Source organism: Arthrobacter sp. 135MFCol5.1 (assembly GCF_000374865.1).
In the GTDB taxonomy this organism is placed as follows: Bacteria; Actinomycetota; Actinomycetes; order Actinomycetales; family Micrococcaceae; genus Arthrobacter.
The window spans coordinates 225,602-248,094 of sequence record NZ_KB895453.1 but is presented as its reverse complement, the minus strand read 5'-3'; the positions used below and the strand labels follow the sequence as shown (position 1 = coordinate 248,094).

The following is a 22,493-nucleotide window of genomic DNA, read 5'->3' as shown; positions in this document are numbered from 1 at the left end:
GGGCCGGCGGCCCCGGTACGACCAATGCTGGCTTCTTTCGCCACGGGCGGCCCGTCCTGGAGGGATTTTCCTTCCTTGACACCGGACCGTGGGATGAATCACACTGAACTGGTCATAACCAGACAGTACCGGCTGGAACCCATTCTTCACAAGCCCCCACCCGAACCCCGCAGAGGTGCAACCATGCCAACATCCGAGACCACCGCCCTGGCCCCAGAGAAGAAGCCAAATCGGGCCTTCGCCACCCTTCAGCGGCTGGGCCGCTGCCTGATGCTCCCCATCGCCGTCCTTCCCGCCGCCGGCATCCTGCTGCGCATCGGCCAGGCCGACCTGCTCGGCGCCATCCCCGGCTTCGAAGGCGGGGCGTCCGTCATCTCCGCCGCAGGCAACGCCGTCTTCACCTGGCTGCCCCTCATCTTTGCGGTGGGCATCGCCGTCGGCTGGGCCAAGAAGGCAGACGGCTCCACCGCACTTGCGGCGGTGGTGGGCTACATGGTGATCGACGGCGTCTTCAAGGCGATGTCTCCCCTGGTCCTGGACGGCCAACTGGACCCCGCGGGGAAGCCGGCCATGATCAACTACGGCGTCCTCGCCGGAATCGTGGTGGGCCTGTTGTCCGCCGGCCTGTGGCAGCGGTTCTACCGCACCAAGCTGCCCGACTTCCTTGGCTTTTTCAGCGGCCGCCGCCTGGTCCCCATCCTGACGTCCGTCACCAGCCTGGTGGCCGGCGTCGTCCTGGCCCTGCTGTACCCGCTCTTCAACGCAGGCCTCTCCGCAGTGGGACAGGCTGTGGCGGGCAACGCGGTACTCGGCGGCGGAATCTACGGCTTCGCCAACCGCATGCTCATCCCTGCAGGGCTCCACCACATCCTGAACTCGGGCGTGTGGTTCCTCATCGGCGATTACACGGACGCATCCGGCCACCTGGTCCGCGGCGACCTCAACCGCTTCTTCGCCGGCGACCCCACCGCCGGCACCTTCATGACCGGCTTCTTCCCCATCATGATGTTCGGCCTGCCCGCCGCAGCCCTTGCCATCTGGCGCCACGCCAAGCCGTCGCAGAAGAAGATCGTGGGCGGCATCATGCTCTCCACCGCACTCACGGCGTTCTTCACCGGCATCACCGAGCCCCTTGAGTACTCGTTCATGTTCGTCGCGTTCCCGCTCTACGTCGTCCACGCCGCCCTCACCGGAACCTCCATGGCCCTGGTGAACGCACTGGGCATCCACGACGGCTTCACGTTCTCAGCCGGCCTGATCGACTTCGTCCTCAACTTCGGCAAAGCACAGAACGCGTGGATGCTGATCCCGATCGGCCTGGGCTACGCGGCCATCTACTACTTCCTCTTCTCGTTCGTCATCAAGCGCTGGAACCTTCGCACGCCGGGCCGTGAGGACGACGAAGTGACGGTGGAAACCGAAGCCGCAAAGTAGACCGCCCACCAACTGCACCCTCCAGCCGAAAGCAACACACCGCATGGAAATCATCATTCTGCCCACCCCTGACGACGTCGCCCGCACGGCCGCGGATGCCATCGAGGAACAGGTCCGCCGCGGCCCGTCCGTCCTGGGACTGGCCACGGGCTCCACACCCCTGGGTACCTACCGCGAACTGATCGACCGGCACCGGAATGGCGGGCTGAGCTTCGCCTCGGCCCAGGCCTTCCTGCTGGACGAGTACGTGGGCCTGCCTGCCGGGCATCCCCAGTCCTACCACTCGGTCATCCGGGACGAATTCACGGCAAGCGTGGACTTCGGCGCCGGCGCGGTCCACGGGTTGGACGGCATGGCCCGGGATCCGCAGGCGGAGGCCGCCGCGTACGAAGCCCGGATCTCCGCCGCCGGCGGGGTGGACATCCAGATCCTGGGCATTGGGACGGACGGCCATGTGGGCTTCAATGAGCCCATGTCCTCGCTCGCCTCCCGCACCCGGATCAAGACGCTCACCCGGCAGACCCGCCAGGACAACGCGCGCTTCTTTGCTGCACCGGAGGACGTCCCGGACCATGTGCTGACCCAGGGCCTGGGCACCATCCGGGAGGCCCGGCACCTGCTGCTGCTGGCCATGGGCGAGGCCAAGGCAGAGGCCGTGGCGGCCGCCGTTGAAGGTCCCGTCGCGGCGGTCTGCCCGGCGTCGGCCCTCCAGCTGCACCCGCACGTGTCGGTGCTCGTGGACGAGGCGGCTGCCTCACGGCTCGCCCACCGCGAGTACTACCAGGACACCTTCGGCCGGAAGCCGGCATGGCAGGGACTCTGAGCTCCAGGCGGGTGCCCAGGGCCGGGACCGTGCAGTTGGAGTTGGCGGTGGAGAATGCCGGCGGCGTCCGGCTGGCCGCTGCCGTGGGCGCTGCCCGCGTTGAACTGTGCGCCGCCCTGGCGGAAACAGAGGGCATCACGCCGAGCATCGGCACCATCGGGCAGGCCTGCGGCCTGGGACTTCCCGTCCATGTCCTGGTGCGTCCGCGGCCCGGCGACTTCAGCTATTCGCCGGAAGAGCTCGATGTCATCGAGCACGATGCCACCGCGGCTTTGGCCGCCGGAGCCGCGGGTGTGGTGGTTGGTGTCCTGTCCCCGGACGGCAGCCCGGACATCCCGGCGATCCGCCGCATCGTGGCTGCTGCGCGGGCCGTGAAACCGGAAGCCGAAATCACGTTCCACCGCGCGTTCGACGCAGCCCTGGCAGCTGGTGCCGACCCGGCCGAGGTGCTCTCCTTACTGGAGCACGCCGGAGTTGACCGCGTCCTCACCAGTGGGGGCGGTCCCGACTGCGCCGCGGGGTTGGAAATGCTGGGCCGGCTTGTGCAGCAGGGACGCCACAGTGCGCCATCGGTCCAGATTATGGCCGGCGGGGGCGTCACCCTGGCGCTGGTACCGTCACTCCTTGAAGCGGGGGTCCATGCCGTGCACACCTCGGCGCGGCCCCGGCACGGCGGCGCTGCGGGCGGCGGAGACCGGTCCGGCGCCGCGGACCCCGCACTGGCAGCACATATTGCCGCTGCTGTTTCCATCGATGATTCCACCGAACAAAGGACCTTGAACCATGGGCGATGACGTTGTTCTTCGCGGCCGCATAGTCACCGCCTCGCTGGATGTTGCGGATGGAGTGGTGGCGGCCGACGGCGGCCTGGTCACCTTCGCCGGGCCGGCGCGGGGCTTCCCCGGGGTTCTTCCGCCCGAGGCACCCGCCGGCCGGGTCTTGATGCCGGGCCTCGTGGACGTGCACTGCCACGGCGCCTATGGTTCGGATTTCTCGGAGGGCGATCCCGATGGCGCGGCGCGGGCGGCGCACTACCTGCACAGCCGTGGAACCACCACGCTGGTGGCAAGCCTGGTCACCGGAAAGCCCGGGGACCTGGTGCGGAACCTTGGAATGCTAAGGGAGCTGGCGGGCCAGGAGCTGGTTGCCGGCTCGCACCTGGAAGGTCCGTTCCTCTCGGGCCACCAGTGCGGTGCGCACGATCCCGGCCTGCTCCTGGAACCCGATCCGGATTTGGTGGCCCGCATGCTGGCCACGGCGGGGAAATCCCTGGTATCGATGACCCTCGCGGCAGAGCTGCCGGGTGCCTCCGAACTTGCGGTCCGGCTTGCGGCCCAAGGGATCATTCCGTCCCTGGGCCACACCGCCGCGGACCATGCGACGGCGGCAGCCTTCCTGGCACGCGCGGCGGAGGCTTTGGATTCGGCCGGCAACGCGACCGGGAGGAACCGGCCAACGGTGACCCACCTGTTCAATGCCATGCCGCCACTGCACCACCGCTCGCCCGGGCCGGTATCGGCGAGCCTCAGTGCGGCCAAGGCCGGGCAGGCCGTGGTGGAGCTGATTGCCGATGGCGTTCACCTTGCCCCGGAAACCGTGAAGTTGGTGTTTGACCTCGTGGGCCCGGAGAACATCACGCTGGTGACCGACTCGATGGCCGCCACCGGCCTGGAGGATGGGCAGTACATGCTGGGCTCCCTCGCCGTGACGGTTGCCGGCGGCGTAGCCCGGGTTGACGCCACGGGTGCCATTGCCGGGGGTACCAGCACGTTGCTGGATGTCATCCGCTCCTGCGTGGCTGCCGGCGTTCCCTTGCGGGATGCCGTCACCTCCGCCTCCGCCGTCCCCGCATCATTGTTGGGTCTCTCGGCGCAGGCCGGTGACCTGCGCGCCGGGATGCAGGCCGACGTCGTGGTCCTTGACCACGACCTGAGCCTGGCGGCAGTGCTGCGCAGGGGCCAATGGGCCAGCGCACCCAGCTGAGCAATCGGGGCAGGCTCCGCGGGTGTTTGGGCCCGGTCCAGCATGGTCCCGGGCTCATCACCTGCGTTCATGGCAGATCTGGCCGGGCCGACTAGTCCTTGTCGAGTTCCTCAAGCAGCGACTTTGCCGCCTTGGCGATGTCGTCGTAGTTGTTTTGGGCGGCCCGGCTTTCGATGGCCAGCACGGCGCACCTGTGCAGCCGGCGGAAATCCCCGAAGGGAAAGCTGTACCGGCCCTTCGTTTCGGGGGTTTTGTCGCTGTCTTCGCCCAGGTGCCAGGTGCCGTATTCGGTGTAGCCGTGCTTGTCTATGTACGCATTTTCCTGCTCCGTGTCCGGGGCATGTTCGCTCCAGTCGTCGCGGGCATCGCGCGTGATTCTGGAGTCCTTGATCAGCTTCCGGGCCTGACGAAGTCCGGCGTCGTTCAGCTTGATGGTCATGAGGGGACCTCCGCCCTGTCGCAGTTCCGTTGGTGCGGTCAATTTCAGGCTATGCAGCCGCCGCCGGATCGTCCAGCACCTACGACAGGTACCCTGCTATCCGCCGTCTTCGGCTGCTTCCTCGATCCGTCGGCGCTGCCGCTCAATTTCTTTTTCGCCTTCCTCTTCGGCCTCGTACAGCTTCGCGTTGCTGATCTTGAGTTCGAGCATCAGCGCATCGAGCTTCACATGCAGGGCGGCGGTGTCCCTGTTTTGGGTGTTCTGGATGATGAAGACCATCAGGAACGTCACAATGGTCGTACTGGTATTGATGACCAGCTGCCAGGTGTCTGAAAACCCCAGCAGCGGACCGGTCAAGGCCCACACAATGAGTACAGCCACGGCGAGGACGAATACCCAGGCGTGTCCGAGTATCTTGGCCGTCCTGGTGGTAAAACGCGTAAAGACGTCAGGCCGGTTCTTATCGCTCGTCATGATGGCCTCCGTTTGAGTATTTTGTTGTGGTTCCTGTGCTGACTGAGAACTTTAGGCCTGACCAGCCCCGGAGGAACCGCGGCCGCAAAGCGGCGACGCTTCGATCGCCGCACATTAGACAGCCCCGGGTGCTCCCGCGGCGCGCCGCCGAAATGCGGTCCGCTGCCTTGGCTCCTTCGCGGCCAGTGCACGCAACCGGGGAGCGATCCCGAAAGTCAGCGGCTGCCCGTGCCCGGGCGCCAGCAGGCGGGGCCCCAGTCCGGCAAGCCGCGTGACCGAGGCCTTGGCCACGTCCATGTTCCACGTGGTGTACCAGGGCGGCCCGGACAGGTCGGGCAATCCCAGCAGAATCCCGCCGAGGGAGTTCAGGTTCACCGTGACGATTGCGTCGCCGGTGATGAGGACGCCGTCGCCTGCGCGCCAGTAGGCAACGTGCCCGGCGGTATGGCCCGGCGTGGGCACCGCCACCCATCCGGGCATGCCCGGCACCTCACCGCTGCGGGGAAGGGGCCGCACGAGGTCCGAAATGTCACCCGCGGCCTCAATCCTGCGACGCGCACGGGCCGGCAGCGACCACATCAGCGGGGCTGTAATCCACCGGTCCAGCGGCATGGACCGCGCGGGGACATATCTTCCGGCAGCCATGGGCAACTCGGCCTGGTGGGCGTACACCGGCACCTTCCACGCGCGGGCCAACGCGCCCGCGGCGCCGGAATGGTCCGGGTGGATGTGGGTCAGGAAGATCGCGTCAGGTTTCGCCCCCGGCCCGAGGACGCGCTCAACGGCGATGCGTGCTGGTTCCGCGCCGCTTCCCCAACCGCAGTCCACCAGCACCCAGGCCGGCCCGGTCCGGACAAGGTAGAAGTTCGAAGCCAGTGGCCCGCTGCCGGAGGTCAGGAGCAGGAGGCCGGAAGCGATCTCCCGGGGTTCAGAAACACGCATCGTCCAGTCGCACCCCCGCGTGGCGTATCACCGAACGCAGCTCCATGTTGACGCTGCGGCGTTGACTCATGGTTCCACTCCGCCGGCACCCGCCATGGGCCAATTCTTTCGTCGTTCCGTACCGCGCAGTAGGGCCGAACGGCCTTGGCGCGCAGGCCGGGGCTCCCCGCTCAGTCAGCCCCGGGCAGGCACACCTCCACGAGGCCGCCATTGGTGCGCGTTTCGAAGACCGGCTGGCGGGCGGTGGCAGGCCCGGCCTTGACCTCGCCGGTCCGCAGCGAAAAGGTACTCCGGTGCCAAGGGCAGACGACGCACGGGTCCCCGCCGTCGTCCTTGACCTTGCCTTCATGAAGCGGTCCGGAAAGGTGGCTGCAAACGTCGGACAGGACGTTGACGGTGCCACCCTCGCGGTGGACCAGCAGGGGGATCCCGGCCACGTCGCGCTTGTGGAGGCCGCCTTCGGGCAGGTCAACCAACGGCGCCAAGGGCTGCCAGCCGGACGGGAACCGGTGCGGGATTTCCTCGCTGTGGTTCACCCCGGCGGCTTGCCGGTACGTGAGGTGGCCGCCCAGGAAGCCGCCGGCGCTCACCGTGGCCAGCCCCAGGTACGCCAGCACCTTGCCGCTGCCTTGGCTGCCCCTTGCCCTCTGCACCAGCGAGGCAAGGTAAAGCCCGGTGGCCGTGACGTTGGCCGCTGCGTGCACCAGCCCCACCCGTTGCTGCTGCGGGTGCAGCTGCGACCAGTCGGTGAACCCGGCCAGGGCGGACGGAACCACGCTGGCCGCGCCGACTCCAATCAGGAGCCTGGCGGCCTTCTCGCCTCCCGGAACTGCATCAAGCACGCCGGCCGAAAGCCAAGCGCCAATAGGCACCTGGACGGCGAGGGGATGGACCGGGTGGCCGACAGGGACGCCGTGCAGGACATCGCGGGCCCAACGGGCCGGGATGACCTTCTTTACGGCTTTCCGGACACTCTTGGCCAGGGGATCAAGCCAGTCGGCGTCCTCGAGGCGGGTGACAAGTTCAAGCGCGGGCAGCGGTTTCATGTGTCCTCCTTACCCCGATTACCGTAGTCCACTCAGGCTGGAACGGTACCCGGATCCCGGAACAAAATTCCCGCTCCGGAATCCGGGCGTTTCAACGAGTGGCGCGCACCGGCCTACTCCAGCGGCGAGCCCAACACCGTGAACCGGTGGCCGGCCATTTCCCCGGACAGCAACGGCATGGCCTCAGCGATGGCTGCGCGCGTGCTGTCCAACTGCAGTGATGCCTGGTGCGCCTCGGCGGATTCCCAGAGTTCGGAGACGAAAACCGTGTCCGGAACCTCGTCATTCACCCCCACCTCGTACAGCAGGCAGCCGGCCTCCCTCATCCCGGGCTTGGGCCGGAGCAGGATGGCCACCAGGGCATCGCGCTGGCCGGGCTTGGTTCCGAGCATTCCCACATTGGCAAAAGTCATAGGGACAGTGTGCAACACGGGCCGGACAACAGTCTCAGGGGGACGGACCGCCGGGCGGGGGCAACATGGTGGGCGCGGAAGGCAGGACAGGCGGCCGGGACGCGCGTGCCTACCGGACTGCCGCCGACGCAGCGCTTGCCGGCTGTGCAGTCACTGCGCCCGGGTGCGTGAACTCGGCGCCGGGTCCCGCTGCCTCCCCCTGCGGCACCGCGGCAACGTCCGGCTGTCCCTCGGCTGCCGTCGTCGTGCCTCCACCGACGGATTCCGTCGCAGCGTCCCCGCCGGCGAACGCCCGGAGCATGGCCTCGCGATCGAACTGTCCTTCCCATTTGGCCACCACAAACGTAGCCACGCAGTTGCCCAGCAGGTTCACCACAACACGCATGGAATCCATGAGTCGGTCGGCGCCGAGGAGGAGCGCGACGCCGGCTACCGGGAAGATGCCCAGCGCACCAGCGGTTGCGGACAAGGCAAGGAAGGCAGATCCGGGAACTCCGGCCATGCCCTTGGACGTCAGCATCAGGATGCCCAGGGCCGCGAGCTGCTGGCCCAGGTCAAGGTTGTAGCCAAAGGCCTGGGCCAGGAAGAGCAGGGAGATGGAGAGGTAGATGGCTGCTCCGTCCAGGTTGAACGAGTAGCCGGTGGGAACCACTAGGCCCGTAGTGGCGCGGGAGCAGCCCGCGTTGGTCAGTTTGGTCATGATCCGCGGCAGGACGGACTCGGTGGATGCCGTGCCCAGGGCCAGCAGGAATTCCTCCCGGGTGTACTTGAGGAACTGCCACAGCGGCACCCTGGGGTAGGCCCATGCCACCACGAAGAGGAGCCCGATGAACACTGCTGCGGCGCCGTAGCAGGCGGCGATCAGCACCGCGTAGGTCCCGAGGGAATCGAGGCCGTACTGGCCGATGATGAAGGCCATGGCGCCAAACGCTCCCACGGGCGCGGCACGCATCACCCAGCCCATGATCTTGAAGAACAGTTCCAGCACGGTTTCCATCAGGGTGATCACTGGCAGGCAGCGTTCACGGCCGACGACGACGATCGCCGCGCCGAAGAAGACGGAGAAACAGAGGACCTGGAGGAGGTTGTTGCCGGCAAAGGCGCCAACGACGCTGGTGGGGATGATGCCGAGCAGGAAGGCGCCGGCATCCTTGGGCGGGGCGGTGGAGGTTTTGGCGTTGAGTGCGTCCTGGGACAGCGTGGCGGGATCGATGTTGAGGCCGGCGCCCGGCTGCACCAGGTTGGCGACCACGAGCCCGAAGACCAAGGCGAACAGCGTGGCGCCAGTGAAGTACGCCAAGGCTTTGACACCCACCCGGCCCACGGCCTTGACGTCGCTGACCGCAGCGATGCCGGTGACGATCACCAGGAAGATGAGCGGCGCAATGATCATCTTGATCAGCTGGATGAAGCCGTCGCCGAGCGGGCGGAGTCCTGCGCCGAGGTCCGGCCAGAAGTGGCCGATGAGGATGCCCGCCACCACCGCCACGAGGATCTGGATGAAAAGGGACCTGTACAACGGCTTCCTGAGTGCATCCTGGGCCGGCGGCAGCGGCGTGGTGGAGGCGGTGATCTTCATGCTGTGTGCCTGTTCGTTGGGAAGGACGCCATACGGGAGCGGCGCCTGCTTCGGATGGCGGCGCCAGAACGCCGCAGGGTCATCCCAAACGTAGGTAACCCATGTTTCCGGAAAGATAAATCCGTAATGCGGAAATATTAAAGTATTTATTCCACACGCTGTATTATTGCTGCGGCTATAGTCCAACCAGCCAAGGCCGCACCGGCGGACCAGCAACGTCGGCGAACAAAGGGACCCCATGGAAGACCCCGCGCAGGACACGACCCGCCCGCCGCAGGACACCGGAACATCCGTCACGGACCCAGCCTCCCGGCGCCGCGGCCGGACCGACCGCACGCCCGCAGGCCGGACTCCGGCCGCGGAAACCGGCATCGCCGTCCTGCTCGGCATCGCTGCCGCACTCGTGGGACTCGCTCCGTGGCTGGCTACGGGAGCCCGGCTCCCGCTGCAGAATCTGTGGGCCAGCGACGCCCTTCCGGCGGACATGCCCCTCACGTTCCTGCCGCTGAGCCAATACCGGGGTACAACCATTGTGGCGCTCTTGACCGTTGGCGCCGCGGCCGCGGGCTTGGCCCTCCGCGTGTGGAAACCGGGCCGCCGCGGCCTCACTACGGCCGGCGCCCTGTCCGGCGTGCTGCTGGTCCATACAGGTGCCACCATCCAGTCATTCAGCGCACTCAACAGTGGATTGGCGCCCGGATCCAGCTCAGCCCTGTACTTCGCCGGCCTGCTGGGGGGCACCATCGCAGCCATAGCTGCCGGCGTCTTGGCGCTGCTGATGCTCGCCGCAAGATCCCGCGCCGTGGCCGCGCTGGGCGTCGGCTTCATGGCCGTGCCCTTCGCCTCCTGGCTGGCCGCCGCCACCACCTTCATGGCGGGCGCGGACGCCGTCCCCGCCCCGATCAGCATGGCGTGGCGCTGGCTTCCGGCGGTCCTGGTTGGCGTGGCCTTGGCGTGGTGTGGATTCAGGCCGCTCGTCCGGCTCCTGGTGTGGGCAGCCGACGCAGCCCTGCTCTGGCTTGTCCCAGCGCTCTTCACCAGCGTGAACTACGTCCTCGGGACCCGCGTCTACCTTGGCGACTTCCAGGAGATGGCCATGCTGTCGCGCCAGATCCTGGCGGCTACCCTCGGGCCGGCGGGCGGAGCCGGGCCCAGTATCCTCGTGGCCCTGGGCATCGGGACTGCCGGAGCAGTGCTCCTCAGCATCCGGGACAGGAAGAACGTGCGGCAGGCAAGCAGCGAGGCCGGCGGCGGCCGCACGGCGTAGCGCACCGCGCCCTCACTCTGCAGCGCCCAGGCTCGCTTCATGCACCACGGCACCGGTCGCCGTCGTATCTTCCCGCAGCATCCAACCAACCCGCTTGACCGTCCGCAGCATCACCGCGCTTTCGACGATCTCGATGCCGGGCACCTTCTGCTGCAGCGCCAGCTCGGCCGACATGATGTCGGCGAGCGAGTGCAGCCACATGATGATCACGAAGTTGGTGGGTCCTGTGGTTGAGGCACTCAGCCTGACGTTGCTGATGGTCCGGATTTCCGCCGCCGCCGCATCGTGGCCGCCGGCCGGGACGTTGACAAACCATTGGCACGTCACCGGGAACGACGAATAGCGCTGGGCGATTTCGCAGCGGAAGGACAGGATGCCGCTGGCCAGCACCCGGTTCAGCTGGCGCTGCGTCGTGGCCGGGTGGCGGCCCAGCGCGCGGGCAATGTCCGCGGCGGTGGCGCGGCCGTCCCTGGCCAAAAACGGCAGGAGGTCGAGGTGGCTCTCCGGCAGCCGGCCCGCGGCCGGACCCGGTTCGGACATGGGCTGGGTACCGAGCGCCCGGAGTGCAGCCAGCTGAGACCGGCTCAGGACGTTCAGCCTCCAGTCGTCCCCGCTGCTGTGCAGCCGCGTGCAAAGGGCCACCTGGTACTTGGTCAGGCCCTCGATGGCCTTGAGCCTGGAGACGATCTTGGCGCTGAATTCCTCCAGCGAGCGGGTGATGACGGTCAGCATCAGGTCCCGGTTGCTGGCCGCCTCTTCCACGGTGACGATCTCCGGGACGGCTGCCAGCTGGGCTGTGACGCTTTCGCGCCGGGTCATCTCGCAGTCCACCGCAACGTAGGCCAGGAGCATCTGCTTCGGATCCCCGGCAAGGTGGGCAGTAACCCACGATGCGCCGCTCGACGTCAGCCGCTCCCAGCGGGCGGCCAACGTGGTGGGGTGTACGCCGAGGACCTTGGCAGCATCCGCCCAGCCCAGCCGCGGGGAGGCCTGCAGGACCTGGATCAGGGCAAGATCGTCTTCGCTCAGCTCTTCCGACACAGCTCTTCCTTTGCGTGAATCCTGTTCCAAAGCGTGGCTTCGAGCATAATTCCAGCGGTTTCGCTGAGTGTGAACCACGCCACTCCAGAATAGTCCACAAGCCCGAATGCCAATTGCCAAGGAGTGCCACGTGCCCACCACCGCCGACGCCACGGACCTGCAGGAAGAGCTCATCCGCCTGCGCCACGACCTTCACCGCCAACCGGAAATCGGACTCCAACTCCCCCGCACCCAGGAGAAGGTGCTCCAGGCACTGGACGGACTCCCCCTTGAGATCACGCTGGGCAAGGACACGACGTCGGTCACCGCAGTCCTGCGCGGCGGGCACCCCGGAGGGGAGTCCGTTGGCCCCCGCCCCGCAGTCCTGCTGCGCGCCGACATGGACGGACTGCCCGTGCAGGAGAAGACCGGCGTCGACTTTACGTCGCAGGCGGACGGGGCCATGCACGCCTGCGGCCACGACCTGCACACTTCCATGCTCGTGGGAGCCGCAACGCTCCTGGCCGACAAGAAGCACCTGCTCGGCGGCGACGTCGTCCTCATGTTCCAGCCGGGCGAGGAAGGGTTCGACGGCGCAAGCTACATGATCCGCGAAGGCGTCCTGGACGCCACCGGAACCCGCGTCCAGGCAGCCTACGGAATGCACGTGTTCTCCGCACTGGAGCCGCACGGCACCTTTTGCACCAAGCCCGGCGTCATGCTCAGCGCCTCGGACGGGCTGGAAGTCACGGTCCTCGGAGCCGGCGGCCACGGTTCTGCGCCGCATTCGGCCAAGGACCCGGTCACCGTTGCCGCCGAGATGGTGACCGCCCTGCAGGTGATGGTCACCCGGCAGTTCAACATGTTCGATCCCGTGGTCCTGTCAGTGGGCGTGCTGCATGCCGGCACCAAACGGAACGTCATCCCCGAATCGGCCCGCATCGAGGCCACCATCCGGACCTTTTCCGACGCATCACGCCACAAGATGATGGACGCGGTCCCGCGCCTGCTGAAGGGGATCGCGGCAGCGCACGGGGTGGAGGTGGCCGTCGACTACCTGCAGGAATACCCCCTCACCATCACCAGCGAGGACGAAACACGCACGGCCGAGAGGGTGATCACCGAACTGTTCGGCGAGCGCCGGCTCTCACGCTGGGCAACCCCGCTCAGCGGCTCCGAGGACTTCTCCAGGGTGCTGGCCGAGGTGCCCGGCACCTTCGTGGGCCTCAGCGCCGTGGCCCCCGGCGGCGATCCGGCCACCTCACCGTTCAACCACTCACCGTACGCAACGTTCGACGACGGCGTGCTGGCTGACGGGGCCGCGCTGTACGCGGAACTCGCCATGTCGCGGCTGGGTGCCCTCGCCCCGGCCTCCTAGGCTCCGACACCAGCGCAACCTGCCTCCCCCGAACCCAACCGACCAGGAAGAACACCATGTCCGTCGCAGTAAGCAAGCCCCAGACTGGACGCATGTCCACCGCGAAAACCATCGTTGGCACCGGCATCGGAAACGCCGTTGAGTGGTACGACTGGGCAATCTATGCCACGTTCACCCCCTTCATCGCCAGCCAGCTCTTCAGCAAGGAAGACCCGGCATCGGCCGTGTTGTCCACCCTGGCGATCTTCGCCGTCGGCTTCGTGGCCCGGCCGTTCGGCGGGTTCCTGTTCGGCTGGATCGGCGACCGGGTGGGCCGGAAGACTTCCATGACGCTCGCCGTGGGCCTTGCCTCGCTGGGCAGCCTGATGATCGGTGTTGCGCCAACCTTCGCCAGCGTCGGCGCGTTCGCGTCACTCATGCTCCTGGTGGCACGGCTGGTCCAGGGCTTGGCCCACGGCGGGGAGCTGCCGTCGTCGCAAACGTACCTGTCCGAAATGGCACCCAAGGAGCACCGCGGATTCTGGGCCACGCTGATCTACACGTCCGGAACCGTGGGGATCCTGTTCGGCACCCTCCTGGGGGCTGTCCTGAACATGGCGCTGACCACGGAAGCGATGAACGCCTGGGGCTGGCGGATCCCGTTCCTGATCGGCGCGGCCATGGGCCTGTACGCATTGATCATGCGGTCACGGCTGCATGAAACCGAAGCGTTTGAGGGGGCAGCCACGGCCAAGCGGGCTGCGATCTGGCCGCAGATTGTCCGCTACCGCAAGCAGGCGCTGCAGGTGGTCGGCCTGACCGTTGGCCTTACGGTGATCTACTACATCTGGGGTGTGGTGGCGCCAAGCTACGCCACCACGGCGCTGAAGATCGACCGCGGCGAGGCACTCTGGGCAGGCGTGGCCGCCAACATCGTCTTCATCGCGGCGCTGCCGGTCTGGGGCAAGCTCTCAGACCGGATCGGCCGCAAGAAAGTCCTCTGGGCCGGGGCCATCGGCGCAGGGATCATGCACTTCCCGATGACGGCCCTGCTCAAGGACTCCGCCTGGCAGCTGGCGGTGAGCATGTCCGTCATGCTGGTCTTCATCGCCGCCAGCGCAGCGATCGTTCCGGCTGTCTACGCCGAGCTGTTCCCGACGTCGATCCGTACCGTGGGGGTGGGCGTCCCCTACTCCATCTGCGTGGCGGTCTTCGGCGGCACCGCCCCCTACCTGCAGCAGTGGCTGGGGTCCTCGCTGGGCGCACCGCAGGTGTTCAACGTCTATGCGGTGCTCCTGCTGGTGATCAGTGCGGCCTTCGTGTTCACCATCCCCGAAACCAAGGGCAAGGACCTGACGCACTAGAATCCCGGCGGAAGGTCCCCGGTGGCCGGTACCGGCACCGGGGACCTTGTGCTGCACCGGTCGTTTCCCTACTGGCCCGCCGGCCCCGTAACAGCCCGGACACCTACTGACGGGGTTGCCCTGACAGCGTTGGCTGCCCTGTCGGCGGCCACCTGGGCTTCGGTTCCGGAGTCAAGGATCGTATTGCGGGTGGATCCGGCATCGACCTGTACGGCCGTGACGGCGAGCCCGTCGGCAGCGTCCGTGGCCAGGAGGGCGTCCACCTGCGCCTCAAAGCAGGAGTCGCTCGAGGTGGCATTGACGTCGAGGGCAACCACATGGTTGTTGGAGACGAAGTTGGCTGACCCTTCCACCAGCCGAATGATCACCGGGGTGGCGCCCTCCGGCCGGATGGTCTGCGAATCGATGACTTCGGAGAAATGGTTGCCGATAATCGAATTGTTGTTGCCACTGACGGACAGCAGCCCGTGGAGGTCATCCAGCCCGTTGCCGATCCCCAGGAAAGGCGTCCAGGGCTCGTGGTCGCGCAGGAAATGGTTGGTGGCCACAAGGTTCTCGGAACTGCCTTCCGCAAGGACCACCATCCCGGGGTAGAAGGAATGCAGCCGGTTGTTGCTCACGCTCGACCGCGTGACCGCCATGAGGTGGACGCTGCTCGCACCCCGGGGAAAGACGTTGTTGGCAGTGACCAACAGTCCGCCGTGGTTCTCGGCATAGATTGAATAGCCTTTGAAGCCGGCTCCCACCAGGTTGTCCGTGATCTTCGATGCCTGCCCCCAGCCGCGCAGTTCGATGCAGCTTCCGCATTCAGCGATGAAGTTGTCGTGGATGGACAGTGCGTCCGCGTTGTGAATGGTCAGTGCGTTCTCGAGATAGACGAACCCCATGCCGTTGATGCGGAACGAATCGTTGGCGCTCGCCACGTAGATGCCGGTTTTGCCGTTGACGTAGGTGTTCTCCGGGTGAAGGCCCGAACCGTCCTGAACGAAGTGCAGGCCGTCGATGCAGAAATTGGAGAACTCCACGGAGCTGATCCGCGGGCTGCCGTCCCGCTTTATGAGGAAGGCGGCTCCCGCTGCGTCCCCTGCCTCACCACCGGAAACGAGGTCCACGAGGATCCGGCTGCCTCCCGGCCACAGTTCGTGCAGGTCGGGCCATTCGCCTTCGGGAACATTGAATCGGATGCTCGATGACGTGAAGCCGTGTCCCGAACCTTGGATCTTGAGGAAGCTGACGTCGATCACCACTTGGGTACGGAGCCGGTAGTCTCCGGGCGGCAGGTAGATCACCGCGCCCGGCTTTCCGCCGTGGTCCACATCGGTGGCGGTCTGCCGTTCTTTGACGTCCGCGATGATGCTGTTGATGACTTCCCCGACGTCCTGGGCCGGGTTTCCGATGGGCCACGCCGTCACGTCGTAGTAGTTGCTGCTGGACATAGCTTCTTTCCTTGGTGTTCTCACTGGTTCGCCGGCTGGTGTTGAGGCGCGTCTGACTGCAGTTCATCCAATGTTGGCGGTTGGGCACCGGGGCGGCCAACCGTGATGGCGGCGGCCTTTGACGCCATCCGTCCCAGCGCTTCGAGGACTGACGGCGCCAGTCCGTCTGCGCCGCGCATCAGGAGCCCGTAGATCAGGGCGGACATATAGGAGTCGCCGGCCCCGATGGTGTCAGCCACCGCGGCGGTGACCGGGGGAACCAGCACTTGGGCGTCCCGTGTTGCCAGCATGGAGCCGTCCGATCCCTTGGTGATGGCGACAAGCCCGGCGCCCAAGGCCAGGAGATGGCGTGACACTTCCTCCAGTGGCCGCCGCGGATAGAGCCAGTGGGCGTCCTCGTCGCTGAGCTTGACCACTTCGGTGAACGGGATGAGTTCCTCGAAGGTGGTCTTCGCCTGGACGTGGCTGCCGAGCAGCGCGGGGCGGATGTTGGGGTCGTAGGTCACAACGCAGCGCCGGTGTGATTGCTCAAGGAGGTCCCGGACTGCTGCCGCCCCCGGCGCCAGGAAGGAGGCGATGGAACCGGTGTGCAGGATTTTGGGCAGCGTGGCAGGCGCCGTTCGTGGCAGGTCCCAGTGGATGTCGAAGTTATACCGGGCTGATCCATCCGCAGCCAGGACGGCGGTGGCGGTAGCGCTCGTGCCCGGCCGCCTGGAACCGGGCAGGAGGCGTACGCCGGCGCTTCGAAGGTGTTCTTCGATGGCCGTTGCATGGCGGTCCACGCCGATCGAGGTGAGGAGTGCGGTATCGACGCCCAGGCGGCCGAGTCCGTAGGCGACGTTTGCCGGTGATCCGCCCGGATGTTCAGCCGTGCCGTGGGCTGAGGCGACAATGTCCACCAAGGCTTCACCGACCACGATCACGTCCGGACCGGAACCACCGGGGAGGTGCGGGGCTGTTGACATTCTGGACCCTTCCTTAGGTAAGTGATGAAACCGCGAGGTGCAGCACGGTTGCCTGGCCCCCGTCGGCCGAGAGCCAGGTCTGCAGGTGCCCGGCGCCAGGGAAGACGAGGTCGGTCATCACCACCTTGCCCCCCTGTGCAAAGACCTCCACGGAGCAGTGGTCGACGACGATCTGCAGCTTGAGGACACCGTCTTCCAGGACCAGCGGGGCTGATTCGACCGAGGCGAACTTGGCATGGAAGCCGGTGTCGCCTGAGTGCCGACGGTCAAGGCTGAGCCGGGCGCTGGCTGTGTCGTAGCTCAGGACGGCGCCCGTCGTCCGGTCGCTGCTGCCGAAGATCCGGACCTCGATCCGGTCAGCACCGCCAGGAGCAAGCTCGGCCTCGATGAACTGGGCGGCGCCGGGGATTGCGTCCGGCAGCCGCAGGCCTGCGGCGTTCAGCTCACGCAATCCCGCGTCCGTCAGCTCTGTGGCACGCGGGAGCCTTCCCTCCTGGCCTCGCCCTGCCAGGACTGGTTGCTGGACCAGGCGGGCGGAGCCGTTGACCGTGGCGAGCCGCAATTCGCGGGCCAGGGTCATGGACGACCGCCAGGGTGCGGTGGGCAGTTCGTTGGCGTAATCCCAGTTGTTCATCCAGCCGATGACGATGCGGCGGCCGTCCGGGGCGTTGCTGAAGGAGACAGAGGCGTAGCAGTCGCGTCCCCAGTCAAGCCAGAGGCATTCCCGCAGCGCCGCCGCAGCCTCCGAAGGGTCCGGGACGGTACGCAGCCCGGCCGGAGCCACGAGGGAACCTGCGTCCGGAACGAACCGGGCGCCGTCGAACTGGCCCACGAAGTACTGGCCGCCGGACCCCCCTGCCACTGCGCCGGGGTTGACGTTGACGATCAGGACCCATTTGGTGTTGCCCGGATCCCCGTCCACAGCGAGGGGAAAGAGATCGGGGCACTCCCAGTCACCGGCGTCGGCGTTGGCCGGGCCGAAATCGCTCAGGAAATCCCACGACTTGAGGTCGTCCGAACGGTAGAAGACCACCTGCTGGTGATGCGCTTCGACCGCGACCATGACCCAGTACGAGCCCTGGTCCCCTTGGTAGCGGAACACCTTGGGATCCCTGAAGTTCGCCGAATTCCTGGTGAGGACAGGGTTTCCGTCGTATTTCTGCCACGTCATGCCGCCGTCGGTGCTGTACGCAAGGGACTGGGCCTGCGTGCCGTTCAATTCTGAGGCGGCTTTGAAGGCACTGGTGTAGATGGCCACGAGTGCGGGCTGCTCCGCAGAGCCAAAGCCGGCCGTGTTGCCGTCGTCCACCACGACGCTGCCGGAGAAAATGTCCTCCTCGTCGTCGCAGGCGATGGCAACCGGGTGTTCAGTCCAGTGCAGCAGGTCGGTAGAGGTGGCGTGGCCCCAGGACATGTTGCCCCAGACGTTGCCGAACGGATTGTTCTGGAAGAAGAGGTGGTACTTGCCGTCGTGGAACACCAGGCCGTTGGGATCGTTCAGCCAAGTGTCCCTCGCCGTGAAATGGATGGCTGGACGAAACCTGGCGGTTCCGGCCGGTGTTTCCGGGCGTGCGGCATCAAGGAAGGTGGACATGTTGGTGCGGTCCTCCGGGAAGTGGAAGGGTTGGCTGCTCAGTGGCGTGGGGCCGCGATGGAATCGCGGCGTACCAGCGGGCAGCCCAGGATGGTCGGATGCAGTGCCATGAGGGAAAGGTCCGTCTTCCCCTCGACGGCGTCAATCAGGTGTTCGGTTGCCCAGGCGCCCATCTCGTAATGGGGCAGTGCGACGGTGCTGAGGCCCGGGTGCAGGTTCGCGGCGATGAGTTCCTGGTCATCAAAGCCCACCACGGAGAGGTCGGACGGGATGGAAAGTCCCAGCTCCGCGGCGGCCCGGTAGGCGCCCATCGCCATGCGGTCGTTGTAGCAGAAGAGCCCGGTGGGGCGGTCGTCGCGGGCCAGGATGCGCAGGGCCGCTTCGTAACCGCCCTGGACCTCCGAGGCCGCCGCCTCCACGGGCGCCGTGCCGCCATCGAGCCCTGCCTCATCCAGTGCGGCCCGGAAGGCGTGGAGCCGTTGCCGTGTCGCCGGGACATCGTCGGTGTTGTTGAGGAAGCCCACGCGCGTGTGGCCGGCCTCGAGGAGCGCACCCACAGCCGCGCGTGCGCCACCTTCTTCGTCCGGAATCACGGCTGTGATGTTGCCGTCCGTGGCCACCGAGTCAACCAGGATGGAGGGCACGCTGCCCAGGTTCGCCGGCAGCTTCACGGTGCGGTGGTACATGGTGGCGTAGAGGATCCCGTCCACCCGGCGCTCCAGGAGGGCCTCAACATCCGCCTGCCTCGATTCGAGGCTGGCGGAACCGGAGGTGTTGATGATCATGAGGTTGTACCCCCGGGCCTTCGCGGCCTCATCGGCACCCAGGATGATCCGGCCGGCGTGGGGCGTGGTGGCGATATCCTCGCTCACCAGCCCCAGCATCCCGGTCCGCTGGGTCCGGAGGGCCTGCGCAAGCCGGTTGGGGCCATAACCCAGCTGCTCGGCGGCGGACCGGACCTTGTCCCTGGTTTCGGGGCTGATCCGGGCATAGGAAACCTCGTTGAGGACGTGGGAAACAGTCGTCACGGACACGCCGGCGGCTACGGCCACGTCCTTGATCCCGATGTTCCTGTTACTCATCTGCGTCCCACGTCCTTATGGTTGGTGATGCCCCTGGGGGTTACCAGTAGGCTACTCGTTGCTGGTGGTCTAACCCTTGACGGCGCCGAGCGTCATGCCCGCCACGATCTTGCGCTGCAGCAGCAGGGTCAAAAGGATGACCGGGATGGAGTAGACGGCGGCCAATGCCGTCATGGAACCCCAGTCCAGGCCAAATTGGGTCTGGAAGTTCGCGATGACCACGGGCGTTGTCTGGGAACGGATGGCCGTCATCAACAGGGCGAAAAGGAACTCGTTCCAGGACGCCAGGAAGGCGAAGATCGCGGTGACGGCGACACCGCCGGACACCACGGGGATCACCACCCGCCACAACGCGCCCAGCCTGCTGCAGCCATCCACCGTGGCAGCTTCTTCCAGGTCTTTCGGCACCGCCTCGAAGAAGCTGGACATGAGCCAGATCGAGAGCGGCAGCGAGATGGTGGTGTGCGCGATGGACAGGGCGATGGGGGTATCGGCAAGGCCCATTGACGCCATCATGGACGCCAGCGGGATGCCGATGGCCACCGGGGGCACCATCCGGGTCACCAGCGCGGCCATGATGAAGATCCGGCCGCTAAGGGTCTTGTACCGGGTGATGCCATAGGCCGCCGGTACCGCCAGCACAAGGGAAAGCAGCGTGCTGATCACGGCGGTCTGGATGCTGTTGATGAACGAGGCCGGGACTCCGTTCCGGCCCAGGGCATTGGCGTAGTTCTCCAGGGTCCACTCCCTGGGGAGGATCGTGGGTGGAACCGCAATGGTGTCGATGGGGGTCTTGAACGACGTGAACAGCAGATACAGGAAGGGGAAGCCGTACAGCACCATGGCCGCCGCGAGCAGGATCCAGAGCAGGGTGCGGGTCCCTCGCCTGCCGGCTTCCAGTCCTTCCCGGTTGACGCCGCGCCGTTTGCGGGGCTGGACGGTGCCGGTCTGCGCCGAAGGTGCCGGCGCCGCCTTGTGCCGCGTTCCGCCGTCGTACGTGGTTCGTTCTGCGGTGCTCATCAGGTGTCCTTTCCGGGCCGCCAGATGGTGGCCACCGCGAAGAATGCGATGGCGAGCATCGCCAGCAGGTAGATGGTGCCCATGGCACTGGCCAGGCCCGGATCGCCAAAGCGGATCATGGTGCGGTAGATCAACAGGCTCATGGTCTCGGAGGCCGACTGCGGGCCGCCGTTGGTCTGGATGAGGATGGTGTCGAAGGCCCGGGCAGCGTCAATGCCCCGGACCACGAGAGCCACGGCGATGACCGGCCGGAGGAGGGGAAGGATGATCCGGAACAGGAGCGCGGGGGCGCGGGCACCGTCCAGCCGGGCCGCCTCGATGAGGTCCCCCGGAATGTTCTGCAGTCCGGCGAAGAGCACCAGGCACATGAACGACGTGGTGAGCCAGATGTCCGGGATCGCCACCGAAAAGAGCACGATGTTTGGGTCCGACAGCCAGCCGATCTGGTTGGGGTCGGAGAGGATGCCGGCTTGGTGCAGGAGGGTGCCAATGAGCCCGAAGTTGTCGATCATCAGGAACTTCCACAGCAGGCCGGCCACGATCGGGGCGATCATGAGCGGATACATGAATACGGTCCGCCAAATCTGGGAGCTCCTGCCCAGCATGGTGAAGAGCAGTGCCATGCCAAGGCCAAGTGCGAATTCGAGCGTGACCACAACCAGCGTGTAGGCCAGCGTCCGCCATCCGGCGCCGGTAAAGGCCTCGGAGGCGAAGGCCCGGACGTAGTTGTCCAGGCCCACAAATTCGCGGGGGCCGCCGGCGATCGGGGAGATCTTGAAAAAGCTGTCCGCGACAAGGCGGAACAGCGGGAAGGCAACAAAAACTGCCAGGAACAGCGCCGCTGGTGTCATCAGGAACAATGCGAAGCGGCGATCGGAGATACGCACGGTTTTCTCTTCCGCTGGTTGGGGCCGCGGCCGGCGCCGGTAGTTCAGGCGCCGGCCGCGGGGGTCTTACTTAAGGAGATCCTCGATCTGCTTCTTGGCATCGGCGAGGAGGGTTGCGGAGTCACCACCGGCAACAGCCTTCTGAAGCATGGGAACCAGAACGGTGTCCACGATCTGCTGCCACTTCTCGGTAGCAGGTCGCGTGGCAGTGGCCTTGCCGTTGAGGGTTTCAATCAGTGGCTTGAAGCTCTCGTAGCCGGGCATGTCCTGGTACTTCTCGAAGGCAGAGATGCGCGCGGCCAGGCCCAGGTTGGATTCGATGCCTTTGTCGTTGTAGTCGTAGGCGCACTTCACGAATTTCTTGGCGGCGTCCGCGTTCTTGGTGGCCTTCGGGACGGTCAGGTACCAGGGTCCGGGGACGCCGCCGATGCCGGCCGAGCCGGCGATCATCGGGGCAGCGCCAACCTTGCCTGCAACCGGGGAGTCCTTGGGGATCTGGCGGTAGGCGTGGGCCCAGAACCGGGTCATGGCGGTCTTGCCCTGGTTGAACAGGTTTTGCGCGGCAGCCCAGTCCACCTGGGCGGCCCCGGACGGGGCGTCCTTGACCAGGCTGGTGTAGAAGTCCAGGGCTTCCTTGTGGGCGGCGTTGTCGATGACCACCTTGTTGTTAGCGTCCAGCACCATGGGCGAGCCGGCCTGCAGCACGTGGGCGAGCCATTCGGTTTCCACGCCGCCCTTCACGTCCGTACCGAACATGCCGTCCTTGGTGAAGAACGCGGAAATGTCCTGGTACTGCTTCCAGGTGGTGGGAGCCGCCAGGTCGTAACCGTACCTCGCTTTGAAATCGGCCTTGTTCTTGGCATCTTCGAAAAGATCCTTGCGGTAAAGGATGATCTCGGCGTTCGTCCAAGCGGGCATGCCGATGAAGTGGCCGTCAACGTTGGCTTCCTTCACCAAGGCCGGGAAGATATCCTTTTTGGCTTCATCGGTAAAGAGTTCGTCGATGGGCTGGACCGCGTCCTTGAAGCTGGGGAGCCAGACTGAGTCCAGGGCGGCGACGTCGAAGGAAACGTTGCCGGAGGAAAATTCGCTGGAGAGCCGGTTGAACATGCCGTCATAGGGCAGTTCGACGAAGTTGACGTCGACGCCGGCTTCCTTCTTGCACTGTTCGGCGACGCCGGTCAGCTCGGCGTGGCCGCCGGCTTCGACCAGGACGTTGACCGTGTTGGTGCCGGCACTTCCCGACGTGGCGGCCGGGCCCCCTGCGCCGCACCCGGAGGCGACCAGGGCGACAGCGGTGCAGATGCCGCCGATGGCGAGCCTGTTGATGAATTTACGAGTGGACATCGCTGTCGACTCACTTTCTCT

Annotated in this window: 21 protein-coding genes; 7 read left to right on the top strand and 14 right to left on the bottom strand. The window is 66.4% G+C overall.

What is annotated here, in order from left to right; all coding sequences use genetic code 11:
* Positions 1-183: 183 nt before the first annotated feature.
* The 4 genes from C563_RS0104720 to C563_RS0104705 are packed head-to-tail and all read left to right on the top strand — an operon-like array spanning position 184 to position 4,240.
* Complete coding sequence (locus C563_RS0104720) at positions 184-1,434, top strand: PTS transporter subunit EIIC (protein WP_018760886.1); 1,251 nt, start codon at positions 184-186, stop codon at positions 1,432-1,434.
* Between the two features lie 43 nt (positions 1,435-1,477).
* On the top strand, positions 1,478-2,257 hold the full coding sequence (gene nagB / locus C563_RS0104715; RefSeq protein WP_018760885.1) for a glucosamine-6-phosphate deaminase: 780 nt from the start codon (positions 1,478-1,480) through the stop codon (positions 2,255-2,257).
* A complete protein-coding gene (locus tag C563_RS0104710) occupies positions 2,242-3,051 on the top strand; it encodes a copper homeostasis protein CutC (protein WP_018760884.1) in 810 nt (269 codons plus the stop codon). The genes nagB and C563_RS0104710 overlap by 16 nt, the downstream gene beginning before the upstream one ends.
* Complete coding sequence (locus C563_RS0104705) at positions 3,041-4,240, top strand: N-acetylglucosamine-6-phosphate deacetylase (RefSeq protein WP_018760883.1); 1,200 nt, start codon at positions 3,041-3,043, stop codon at positions 4,238-4,240. The genes C563_RS0104710 and C563_RS0104705 overlap by 11 nt, the downstream gene beginning before the upstream one ends.
* A gap of 91 nt (positions 4,241-4,331) precedes the next feature.
* On the opposite strand, the gene C563_RS0104700 is transcribed toward C563_RS0104705, so the two are convergent.
* From C563_RS0104700 to C563_RS20870, 6 genes are all read right to left on the bottom strand, one after another.
* Positions 4,332-4,679 (bottom strand): hypothetical protein, encoded by a 348-nt coding sequence (locus tag C563_RS0104700; RefSeq protein WP_018760882.1) that lies wholly within the window; start codon positions 4,677-4,679, stop codon positions 4,332-4,334.
* 96 nt (positions 4,680-4,775) lie between these two features.
* Entirely contained in the window at positions 4,776-5,153 is a 378-nt protein-coding gene (locus tag C563_RS0104695; RefSeq protein ID WP_018760881.1) for a low affinity iron permease family protein, read from the bottom strand.
* 114 nt (positions 5,154-5,267) lie between these two features.
* Positions 5,268-6,095, bottom strand: coding sequence for an MBL fold metallo-hydrolase (locus tag C563_RS20875; protein WP_018760880.1), 828 nt, complete (start codon positions 6,093-6,095; stop codon positions 5,268-5,270).
* A gap of 170 nt (positions 6,096-6,265) precedes the next feature.
* Entirely contained in the window at positions 6,266-7,141 is an 876-nt protein-coding gene (locus C563_RS0104685) for a Rieske 2Fe-2S domain-containing protein (protein WP_018760879.1), read from the bottom strand.
* A 113-nt stretch (positions 7,142-7,254) separates the two neighbouring features.
* Positions 7,255-7,554, bottom strand: coding sequence for a putative quinol monooxygenase (locus C563_RS0104680; protein WP_018760878.1), 300 nt, complete (start codon positions 7,552-7,554; stop codon positions 7,255-7,257).
* Positions 7,555-7,663: 109 nt separating this feature from the next.
* The gene (locus tag C563_RS20870) at positions 7,664-9,133 is read right to left on the bottom strand and encodes a C4-dicarboxylate transporter DctA (RefSeq protein ID WP_018760877.1); all 1,470 of its coding nucleotides are present in this window, start codon (positions 9,131-9,133) and stop codon (positions 7,664-7,666) included.
* Between the two features lie 238 nt (positions 9,134-9,371).
* Between C563_RS20870 and C563_RS20865 the strand changes: the two genes are divergently transcribed.
* Positions 9,372-10,400 carry a hypothetical protein gene (locus C563_RS20865; RefSeq protein ID WP_018760876.1) on the top strand — a complete coding sequence of 343 codons (1,029 nt, stop codon included), beginning with the start codon at positions 9,372-9,374 and terminating at the stop codon, positions 10,398-10,400.
* 12 nt (positions 10,401-10,412) lie between these two features.
* Here C563_RS20865 and C563_RS0104665 read toward each other — a convergent pair whose 3' ends face one another.
* On the bottom strand, positions 10,413-11,441 hold the full coding sequence (locus C563_RS0104665; RefSeq protein ID WP_018760875.1) for an Lrp/AsnC family transcriptional regulator: 1,029 nt from the start codon (positions 11,439-11,441) through the stop codon (positions 10,413-10,415).
* Between the two features lie 130 nt (positions 11,442-11,571).
* Between C563_RS0104665 and C563_RS0104660 the strand changes: the two genes are divergently transcribed.
* Both C563_RS0104660 and C563_RS0104655 read left to right on the top strand, forming a co-directional pair.
* A complete protein-coding gene (locus tag C563_RS0104660) occupies positions 11,572-12,798 on the top strand; it encodes a M20 metallopeptidase family protein (RefSeq protein WP_018760874.1) in 1,227 nt (408 codons plus the stop codon).
* Positions 12,799-12,890: 92 nt separating this feature from the next.
* Positions 12,891-14,141: an MFS transporter gene (locus tag C563_RS0104655; protein WP_442852924.1), complete on the top strand. Its 1,251-nt coding sequence runs from the start codon at positions 12,891-12,893 to the stop codon at positions 14,139-14,141.
* A 68-nt stretch (positions 14,142-14,209) separates the two neighbouring features.
* Here C563_RS0104655 and C563_RS0104650 read toward each other — a convergent pair whose 3' ends face one another.
* From C563_RS0104650 to C563_RS0104620, 7 genes are all read right to left on the bottom strand, one after another.
* Positions 14,210-15,577 (bottom strand): NosD domain-containing protein, encoded by a 1,368-nt coding sequence (locus tag C563_RS0104650; protein WP_018760872.1) that lies wholly within the window; start codon positions 15,575-15,577, stop codon positions 14,210-14,212.
* Positions 15,578-15,597: 20 nt separating this feature from the next.
* The gene (locus tag C563_RS0104645; protein WP_018760871.1) at positions 15,598-16,542 is read right to left on the bottom strand and encodes a carbohydrate kinase family protein; all 945 of its coding nucleotides are present in this window, start codon (positions 16,540-16,542) and stop codon (positions 15,598-15,600) included.
* A 13-nt stretch (positions 16,543-16,555) separates the two neighbouring features.
* Positions 16,556-18,136: a glycoside hydrolase family 32 protein gene (locus C563_RS0104640; protein ID WP_018760870.1), complete on the bottom strand. Its 1,581-nt coding sequence runs from the start codon at positions 18,134-18,136 to the stop codon at positions 16,556-16,558.
* Positions 18,137-18,174: 38 nt separating this feature from the next.
* Complete coding sequence (locus tag C563_RS0104635) at positions 18,175-19,218, bottom strand: LacI family DNA-binding transcriptional regulator (protein WP_018760869.1); 1,044 nt, start codon at positions 19,216-19,218, stop codon at positions 18,175-18,177.
* Between the two features lie 69 nt (positions 19,219-19,287).
* The gene (locus C563_RS0104630) at positions 19,288-20,238 is read right to left on the bottom strand and encodes a carbohydrate ABC transporter permease (protein WP_018760868.1); all 951 of its coding nucleotides are present in this window, start codon (positions 20,236-20,238) and stop codon (positions 19,288-19,290) included.
* Positions 20,238-21,125, bottom strand: a complete 888-nt coding sequence (locus tag C563_RS0104625; RefSeq protein WP_026264368.1) for a carbohydrate ABC transporter permease — start codon at positions 21,123-21,125, stop codon at positions 20,238-20,240. The genes C563_RS0104630 and C563_RS0104625 overlap by 1 nt, the downstream gene beginning before the upstream one ends.
* Positions 21,126-21,191: 66 nt before the next feature.
* Entirely contained in the window at positions 21,192-22,472 is a 1,281-nt protein-coding gene (locus C563_RS0104620) for an ABC transporter substrate-binding protein (RefSeq protein WP_018760866.1), read from the bottom strand.
* Between the last annotated feature and the right edge of the window lie 21 nt (positions 22,473-22,493).

Excerpts from the sequence above, each read along its gene's own strand:
- C563_RS0104720 (WP_018760886.1), top strand. The coding sequence starts at position 184 with ATGCCAACATCCGAGACCACCGCCCTGGCCCCAGAGAAGAAGCCAAAT.
- nagB (WP_018760885.1), top strand. The coding sequence starts at position 1,478 with ATGGAAATCATCATTCTGCCCACCCCTGACGACGTCGCCCGCACGGCC.
- C563_RS0104710 (WP_018760884.1), top strand. The coding sequence starts at position 2,242 with ATGGCAGGGACTCTGAGCTCCAGGCGGGTGCCCAGGGCCGGGACCGTG.
- C563_RS0104705 (WP_018760883.1), top strand. The coding sequence starts at position 3,041 with ATGGGCGATGACGTTGTTCTTCGCGGCCGCATAGTCACCGCCTCGCTG.
- C563_RS0104700 (WP_018760882.1), bottom strand. The coding sequence starts at position 4,679 with ATGACCATCAAGCTGAACGACGCCGGACTTCGTCAGGCCCGGAAGCTG.
- C563_RS0104695 (WP_018760881.1), bottom strand. The coding sequence starts at position 5,153 with ATGACGAGCGATAAGAACCGGCCTGACGTCTTTACGCGTTTTACCACC.
- C563_RS20875 (WP_018760880.1), bottom strand. The coding sequence starts at position 6,095 with ATGCGTGTTTCTGAACCCCGGGAGATCGCTTCCGGCCTCCTGCTCCTG.
- C563_RS0104685 (WP_018760879.1), bottom strand. The coding sequence starts at position 7,141 with ATGAAACCGCTGCCCGCGCTTGAACTTGTCACCCGCCTCGAGGACGCC.
- C563_RS0104680 (WP_018760878.1), bottom strand. The coding sequence starts at position 7,554 with ATGACTTTTGCCAATGTGGGAATGCTCGGAACCAAGCCCGGCCAGCGC.
- C563_RS20870 (WP_018760877.1), bottom strand. The coding sequence starts at position 9,133 with ATGAAGATCACCGCCTCCACCACGCCGCTGCCGCCGGCCCAGGATGCA.
- C563_RS20865 (WP_018760876.1), top strand. The coding sequence starts at position 9,372 with ATGGAAGACCCCGCGCAGGACACGACCCGCCCGCCGCAGGACACCGGA.
- C563_RS0104655 (WP_442852924.1), top strand. The coding sequence starts at position 12,891 with ATGTCCACCGCGAAAACCATCGTTGGCACCGGCATCGGAAACGCCGTT.
- C563_RS0104650 (WP_018760872.1), bottom strand. The coding sequence starts at position 15,577 with ATGTCCAGCAGCAACTACTACGACGTGACGGCGTGGCCCATCGGAAAC.
- C563_RS0104645 (WP_018760871.1), bottom strand. The coding sequence starts at position 16,542 with ATGTCAACAGCCCCGCACCTCCCCGGTGGTTCCGGTCCGGACGTGATC.
- C563_RS0104640 (WP_018760870.1), bottom strand. The coding sequence starts at position 18,136 with ATGTCCACCTTCCTTGATGCCGCACGCCCGGAAACACCGGCCGGAACC.
- C563_RS0104635 (WP_018760869.1), bottom strand. The coding sequence starts at position 19,218 with ATGAGTAACAGGAACATCGGGATCAAGGACGTGGCCGTAGCCGCCGGC.
- C563_RS0104630 (WP_018760868.1), bottom strand. The coding sequence starts at position 20,238 with ATGAGCACCGCAGAACGAACCACGTACGACGGCGGAACGCGGCACAAG.
- C563_RS0104620 (WP_018760866.1), bottom strand. The coding sequence starts at position 22,472 with ATGTCCACTCGTAAATTCATCAACAGGCTCGCCATCGGCGGCATCTGC.